Below are 7,633 nucleotides of genomic sequence, written 5' to 3'. Positions count from 1 at the left end.
CCGTTCCGTAAAAACGTCTTTTCACCGACATTTCCTCCGCTCTTTATAGTTTAATTCGAGTCGGAGAAAGTGTCCAAAGGGATTAGGGGGCTAAATAGTTTGGGCACTATCTCACCCACCACTAGCCGCCCGGTCGCGGAGATACGCATTTGGACACTAACTCGCCCTCCATCAGCCGCCCGGTCGCGGAGATACGCGCATTTGGGCACTAACTCGCCCTCAACAGCCGCCTGCGCGTGGAGATAAGCGCATTTGGGCACTAACTCGCCCTCAACAGCCGCCTGCGCGTGGAGATAAGCGCATTTGGGCACTAACTAGCCCTCCACCAGTCGCCCAGGCGTGGAGATAAGCGCATTTGGGCACTAACTCGCCCTCAACAAGCCGCCCCCCACCATCCCCCGTCATCGCGAAACAGCCCAAGCGCAAATCGCTTGGGCTGCTCGCTGTATCAATAACGCGCTACACGCCGGGTCTCGCATAGATTTTCCGCTTATGAAACGAGATGGACCGATACTTCCCCGCTAGCTTGCGCAGACGAGCCGGAGACAGGGCGGAGAATTCGGTGTGCAGGCTCTTGTTCAGCGCGGACTTCATGACGATGCCCCGTGGGTTGCGGCCGTGCAAGAAGTTGCCGTACGTCTCGAATTCGGAGAAGCCAAATTGCCGGCTCTTGTCGATGCTGCCGATGATCGCCTTGTACCAGCGCTTGCCGTGGCGCGCTTTGATTTTACTTTTTAACTGCCGGACCTTCGCCTTGTCGAACAGCATATAGTGCGTGACGAAGGACCGTGGCGCGGAGGCCTTGACGCCGAGCAGCTTGCGATACGTGCGGAAGTAATCGCCCTGGCTCCAGCTGCGGCAGTAGAACACCGGCCGGCCGCCAGACACGAACCGGTGCGGCCGGATCAGTACCGTGTCCGCGTCCGCCACGAGATAGTGGCCGGCGGCGCCGAGCTTGCTGCCCGCTAGCTTCAGCAGCTGCTGGTAGAGCCAGCCCGCGCGGTTCCAACGCTTCGTGCCGTAGCGGATGTCCTTCTTGCCGATCGGCAGCACCGTGCGCTCGTCGACGAACTTGCAGCCTTTTTTGCGGCACAACGCCTTAATCCGCTCGCTGTCGGGGGAGACGATCATGAAGCTCGCGATCGGGTGCTTCACCTGCTTGCGGATACCGTCGATTACGTGGGGCAGCGTGCCTAGATCCTTCTCGATCGCCGGGATGAGCACGTCGATGCGAGGACCTGTCTTTCCTCCGTTTTTGTTGGAGAGAGCCATCTGTGCCTTGCCACTCCTTTCCGCTCACGGGAGCGCCTGTCGGCTCTTTTTGCCCATGTGGTACAGCTTATGATGCTTCCCCGCATCGGCGTGGGCCCGCGACTGGAAAATCACTTGGCGAGCGTTGATAATAAGATAAGTTAAGGCTGACAGGAAAGGGTGCGCGGCTGTGGACGACTTGCGGATCGAGACAAGCTCGGGATGGTTGGAAGGACAGGCTGAGAACGGCGCGAGAACGTGGAGGGGGATTCCGTACGCCAAGCCGCCGACGGGCGAGCGCAGGTTCGCGGCGCCGGAAGCGCCGGAGCCGTGGACGGGCGTGCGCCCGGCGAAGGCGTTCGGCGCTCCGGCGCTTCAGCCCGGCGACCCGGCGGAGAAGTACGCGCTCAGCGTGGATACGCCGCCGCCTTCCGAGGACTGTCTTTATCTAAATATATGGGCGCCGCCGTCCGGGATAGCCAAGGGACCGCTCCCGGTCATGGTCTGGATTCACGGAGGCGCGTTCGTCACCGGCTCCGGCGGGCATCCCGCCTATGACGCGGCGTCGCTGGCTGCGAACGGCGAGGTCGTCGCCGTCTCGATTAATTATCGGCTCGGCCCCTTCGGCTTCCTCCATATGGCGCCGCTCGGCGAGGGCTTCGTCTCCAACGCGGGTCTGCTCGATCAGATCGCGGCGCTGACCTGGATCAAGTCGGAGATCGCGGCCTTCGGCGGCGATCCGGAGGAGATCACCGTCTTCGGCGAGTCGGCGGGCGCGATGAGCATCGCCTCGCTGCTCGCGATGCCGGGCGCGAAGGGACTGTTCCGGCGGGCCGTTCTGCAGAGCGGGGCCGCCCAGACGCTGCCGGCGGAACAGGCCGAGCAGGTCGTCTCCGGCATGCTCCTGCTGCTCGGCCTCGAGCGGACAGACGCGGAGGCGCTGAAAACGCTGCCCGCCGCGGACATCATGAAGGCGGCCGAGGAGCTGGTGCGGGCGCTGGGGGGCGGGCCGGCGATGCTCTTCCAGCCGGTCGTGGACGCCGACACGCTGCCGGCCGAGCCGCTCGAGGCGGTCCGCGCGGGCGCGGCCAAGGACGTGCGGCTGCTCATCGGCACCAACCGGCACGAAGGCGAATATTTCATTCGTCCGGACATGCCGCCCGTGCCTATCGAAGGCGCGATCCGCGGCGTCGAGCTCATGACGGGCATCGCGGACGCGGGTCCGCTCGTGCGTGCGTATCCGCATACTGCGCAAGGGCAGGCGGACATCATGACCGATTTGTTTTTCCTGCGCAGCGCCCTGCAGTTCGCCCATGCTCAGAGCCTTCACGCTCCCGTGTGGATGTACCGGTTCGACTGGACCTCGGCGGTTCACCCGACGTTGGTCAGGGCGGTGCATACGCGGGAGATCGTCTTTGTCTTCGGCAATCTGCCTCAGCTCGAGCGGCAGCTGGGCGTGACGCTGGGGCCGGATGCGCACCGGCTGGCAGGCGAGATGCAGTCGGCATGGCTGGCGTTCGCGAAGCGGGGGACGCCGGATACGCCGGCGCTCGCGTGGCCGCCTTTTGGCGAACCGGAGCGGCTGACGATGATCTTCGGTGGGGCCGATGCGCCGCAGGTCGTATCGGATCCGAACGTGGGCAAGCGGGCGAAGCTTGGCTTGTGAGCCGGACTGGCCGAGAATGCGGTTCAAGCAGCGAGTTGCGCGAGAGAGATGTAGTCGGCTCTGACCAAGGGCGCGATGTTTATGCAGGGGAGCAATTGCATTCATTACAAAGGGGATGGCATCGGTGAAGAAGAATCGACTGGGCGCTTCGGAACTCTACGTGAGCGAGATCGGGCTCGGCTGCATGTCGCTCGGCACGGAGGAGGCCAAGGCGATCTCATTGATCGGCGAGGCGCTCGATCGGGGCGTCACGCTGCTGGATACGGCGGACCTGTACGACGGCGGACGCAACGAAGAGCTGGTCGGCAAGGCGATCCGTGGCCGGCGCGAGCGTGTGGTACTAGCTACTAAAGTCGGCAACCGGCGGATTCCCGGGCAGGACGGCTGGTCCTGGGATGCGTCCAAGGCGTATATCCTGTCGGCGGTGCGCGACAGCCTGAAGCGGCTGGGCACCGATTATATCGATCTCTATCAGCTGCACGGCGGCACGCTGGACGATCCGATCGACGACACGATCGAAGCGTTCGAGCAGTTGAAGCGCGAGGGCGTCATCCGTGCGTACGGCATTTCCTCGATCCGGCCGAACGTCATCCGCGAGTATGCCGCGCGTTCGGGAATCGCCAGCGTCATGAACCAGTACAGCATCGTCGACCGACGGGCCGAAGAGACGGTGCTGCCGCTTCTGGCGGAAAAAGGGATCAGCGCGATCGCGCGCGGCCCCGTCGCGAGCGGGGCGCTGGCCGAAGGGCGCGAGCCTGCGAAGGGCTTGCCCGACTACGAGCTGGACGAGCTGGCGGCGCTGCGCGGCGAGCTGCGGCGCATGACCTCGCCCTCGCGCAGCCTTTCGCAGCTGGCGATTCGCTACTCGCTTGGCCATCCGGCGGTCGCCGCCGCCATCCCCGGCGCGAGCAGCCGCGAGCAGCTGCTGCAGAACCTCGCGGCCGCCGAGGTGCCGCCGCTCACGGAGGCGGAGCTGACCGCGATCCGCGGCGTCAGCAAGGCCGGCCGCTATGCGCTGCACCGCTGACGCTGTGCGCTGTGTGCTGCACTGCTGACGCTTTGCGCTGCACTGCTGACGCTGTGCCGTTCCGCCGCCGTATGAGTAACTTCGCCGCGTTGGCGGACTCAGGAGCCCCTATTCCGGCGTAAACCGTTCGATTAGCGGCGATTGCGGACAGGACATACGCTATGGGCTGCAAATTGCGCCTCGCTATCCGGGCGCCCATAAACGGATCCACGGTCTGCAAACGCGCAGAAAAGACCGGATTCACTGATAATAGCGGCTCCTGGGTCCACAATCCCGGTTATATCCCCGCCTTCGCCATTGAGCCGCTCTACCTCTGCCGCCGTCCTCGCGCCTCCAACCGCGGGCCGGCGGCATTTTGCTTTTGCTGCACCTGCGGACCCTGCTCATCCTGGCCTCCTACCCTCTGCCGAACAGCCGCCGGTACTCCGTCGGCGTGACGCCCTCGTGCTCCGCGAACCGCTTGTTGAAGTAGCTGGCGCTCGGATAGCCCGCGTCCTCCGCGATGCGTCCGACAGCGTGCGCCGGGCGGTCCAGCAGCCACTGCTTGGCCATCTGCAGCCGGCAGCGCGTCACGAAGTCCATCGGCGAGAGACCCGTCGCCTGCCGGAACAGCTTGCAGAAATAATGCCGGCTCACCCCGGCGCGCGCCGCCCAATCGTCGAGCAGGAAAGGCTGGCAGGCTTCCCGCTGCAGATCCGGCAGGAGCTCCGCGATGCGCAGGTCGGTCCGGCCGGCCTTCGCGCCGGTCGCGGGCACGGCTTGCTGCGCGAACTCGGACAGAAGCGCGTACGTCAGCATGGACAATCGCGCCGGCCGCAGCATCTGATGCGACTCCGCCTCCTCCAGCAGCTCCAGGTGCGCGGCCTCCCATGCCTCCGTTTGCCGAAGAGAGCATACCGCGGACCGGTGGAAGCCGAGCCTCGCCAGGTAACCGAGCAGTTCCGGTCCGTAAAAGTGCACCCAGCGGACGTCCCAAGGCTCCTCCGCGCTGCTGTAGTAGCGCTGCCGCTGCAGCGGCAAATACAGCACGGCATCGCCGCGCCGCAGCTCGTGCACCCCCGACTCGGTCTCCGCGTATCCCCGGCCGGCCGCCACGTAGTGGATGTTGAAGTTGTTCAGCATGCCCGCTTCCCGCAGAACCGCATGATCGGGCGTATCCCGATAGATGCCGACGGACTCCGGCATGGCGAGGTAAGGACTGCCGGACAAGGTGAGCAGAAGCGATTGCCGTTTCACGGCGTTCCTCCTTCGTAGTATGACAATATCGTTATAATTACCGTGCAATAACCTGTCATTTCCATTTTATCCGTCCCTAATTATAATGACAATAAACTATTAATATTGCTTAAGATTAAGGAGGATAAACGCCAATGGAACGCAAGCTAAGGTGGGGCATTCTCGGCTGCGCAGGCATCGCGGTACGCGCGGTGATCCCGGGGCTGCAGCAATCGGAGCGCGGCGTCGTCGCCGCTATCGCGAGCCGGGACTTGGACAAGGCGAAGCAGACAGCCGAGCAACTGGGGATCGACGCGGCATACGGCAGCTACGAGGCGCTGCTGGCCGACGATACGATCGACGCGGTTTACATCCCGCTGCCGAATCATCTGCATCTGCCCTGGACGATCCGTGCCGCGGAGGCAGGCAAGCATGTGCTGTGCGAAAAGCCGATCGCGCTGGACGCGGCGGAGGCCGGGCGCATGATCGAGGCCTGCAGGGCGGGCGGCGTGCATCTGGCGGAGGCATTCATGTATCGGCACCATCCGCGTTACCGGATGATCCGGGAGCTCATCGCGTCCGGCGAGATCGGAGAGATCCGCGGCATTCATGGCGCCTTTACGTTCAATAATGCCGCCAATCACGCGAATATCCGCTACCGCCGCGAATGGGGCGGAGGCTCCGTGTACGACGTCGGCTGCTATCCGATCAGCGCGGCGCGGCTCATCCTGGGCCGGGAGCCGGAGGCGGCGACCGCGCATGCGTTCTTCTCGCCCGAGCACGACGGCGTGGACATGATGGCGTCCGGACTGGTCGAGTTCTCGGATGGCGTCTCGCTGACCTTCGACTGCGGCATGTGGGCGTCTTCGCGCAATACGCTCGAGGTGCTGGGGACGAAGGGAGCGATACAGGTTCCGTCCGCATTTGTCGCGGGGCCGGACGGGAGCGCCGACTTCGTCGTCGTCTCGGGCGGCGAACGGCGCGAGGTCGAGGTGCCGCGCCTCAACCAGTATGCGCTGCAGGGCGACGATTTTGCCCGCGCGGCGCTGGACGGGGCCGCGATGCCGTTCGAACCGGAGGACGCCGCGCGCAACATGAAGGTCATCGACGCCGTGCTGCGATCCGCGCGGGAACGCGCGCGTATCGCCATTTCATAAGAGGAGGCTGCACGCATGGAGTACATCGACATTCCGGGATCGCGTCTGCCCGTATCCCGCCTGATCAAAGGGACGGACTACTTTTACCACGACTCGTACGAACTGGCGGCGGCCAACATGGACGCCTACCTGGCGCTCGGGGGCAATGCCGTCGACAGCGCGCACATCTACTGCGGCGGACAGAGCGAAGAGGTGCTGGGGCGGTATATGGAGGAGCGCGGCAACCGGGACCGGATCGTGATCCTGACCAAAGGCGCGCACCATGACAAGAACGGGCCCAGAGTAACCAAGCAGGCCATCGACGAGGACCTGCGCGTCAGTCTGGAGCGGCTGCGGACGGATCACATCGAGCTATACGCGCTGCACCGCGACGACCCCGACGTGCCGGTCGGCGTCATCGTCGAAGCGCTCAACGCGCATATCGAATCCGGCGCGATCGGCGCGATCGGCGGGTCCAACTGGACCTGGCAGCGGCTGCAGGCGGCCAACGAGTACGCGGCGGCCCACGGACTCGTCGGCTTCGCGTTCAGCAGCCCGAACCTGAGCCTGGCGAAGGCCCAAGAGCCGTACTGGAAGGATGCCGTTTCCGCGGATCACGCGACGATCGACTGGCATGAGAAGCATCAGCTTCCGCTGCTCTCCTGGTCATCGCAGGCGCGAGGCTTTTTCACCGGGCGTTTCTCGCCTGACAATCGGAGCGATGCCGACCTGGTGCGCGTGTTCTACAACGACGACAATTGGGAGCGCCTCGCGCGCGCGGAGCGGCTCGCCGCCGAGAAGGGCGTGACCGCGATCCAGATCGCGCTCGCCTACGTGCTGAACCAGCCGTTTCCCGCCTGCGCGCTCATCGGCGCCCGCAACGCGGAGGAGCTCCGCTCCTGCGACGAGGCGATGCGCCTCGTCCTGACGCGGGAGGAGATGGATTGGCTGGACCTGAAGCAGGCGACGGTCTGACGGTAATACAGTTTCTCGGGGGCGACGTTTTGACGAAGGGGCGGTTCGACGCGGGTCAACTGGACGGAGAAAAGTGCTGGTGTCGGTTGGCGAGCCGCTAGCAAGTGAAAGGTGGACAGAGCCGAGCATTCTGTGAATGCTCGGCTCTTTTCGCATCGATCTGACCCGCCAGCCGCCAAATAAGAATGTGCCACATCACTATTCCGCCGCCAGCCCTCGCCAACCGCCGAATAAGAATGTGCCACATCGCTATTCTGCCTCCAGCCCCGCCAACCGCCGAATAAGAATGCGGCACATCACTATTTCGCCGTCAGCACCCGCCAGCCGCCAAATAAGAATGTGCCACATCACTATTCCGCCGCC

6 protein-coding genes are annotated in these 7,633 nt (G+C 64.4%); 4 read left to right on the top strand and 2 right to left on the bottom strand.

Annotated elements, in window-relative coordinates; translation table 11 throughout:
* Window positions 1-459: 459 nt before the first annotated feature.
* Complete coding sequence (locus PQG80_RS28635) at window positions 460-1,272, bottom strand: DUF6492 family protein (RefSeq protein WP_271755264.1); 813 nt, start codon at window positions 1,270-1,272, stop codon at window positions 460-462.
* 169 nt (window positions 1,273-1,441) lie between these two features.
* On the opposite strand from PQG80_RS28635, the gene PQG80_RS28630 reads away from it, so the two are divergent.
* Together PQG80_RS28630 and PQG80_RS28625 are read left to right on the top strand one after the other, a co-directional pair.
* Window positions 1,442-2,917 (top strand): carboxylesterase/lipase family protein, encoded by a 1,476-nt coding sequence (locus PQG80_RS28630; protein WP_271755263.1) that lies wholly within the window; start codon window positions 1,442-1,444, stop codon window positions 2,915-2,917.
* A 124-nt stretch (window positions 2,918-3,041) separates the two neighbouring features.
* Window positions 3,042-3,944, top strand: a complete 903-nt coding sequence (locus PQG80_RS28625) for an aldo/keto reductase (protein ID WP_271755262.1) — start codon at window positions 3,042-3,044, stop codon at window positions 3,942-3,944.
* A 396-nt stretch (window positions 3,945-4,340) separates the two neighbouring features.
* Here the strand turns inward: PQG80_RS28625 and PQG80_RS28620 are convergent, their stop codons facing one another.
* Complete coding sequence (locus PQG80_RS28620) at window positions 4,341-5,180, bottom strand: helix-turn-helix transcriptional regulator (protein WP_271755261.1); 840 nt, start codon at window positions 5,178-5,180, stop codon at window positions 4,341-4,343.
* Window positions 5,181-5,314: 134 nt separating this feature from the next.
* Between PQG80_RS28620 and PQG80_RS28615 the strand changes: the two genes are divergently transcribed.
* On the top strand, window positions 5,315-6,316 hold the full coding sequence (locus PQG80_RS28615; RefSeq protein ID WP_271755260.1) for a Gfo/Idh/MocA family protein: 1,002 nt from the start codon (window positions 5,315-5,317) through the stop codon (window positions 6,314-6,316).
* Between the two features lie 15 nt (window positions 6,317-6,331).
* Entirely contained in the window at window positions 6,332-7,270 is a 939-nt protein-coding gene (locus tag PQG80_RS28610; RefSeq protein WP_271755259.1) for an aldo/keto reductase, read from the top strand.
* Window positions 7,271-7,633: the final 363 nt, after the last annotated feature.

It is taken from the genome of Cohnella rhizoplanae, from assembly GCF_948329515.1.
In the GTDB taxonomy this organism is placed as follows: Bacteria; Bacillota; Bacilli; order Paenibacillales; family Paenibacillaceae; genus Cohnella; species Cohnella rhizoplanae.
Note: the sequence above shows the minus strand (reverse complement) of the source record. Positions and strands in the feature narration are given on the sequence as shown.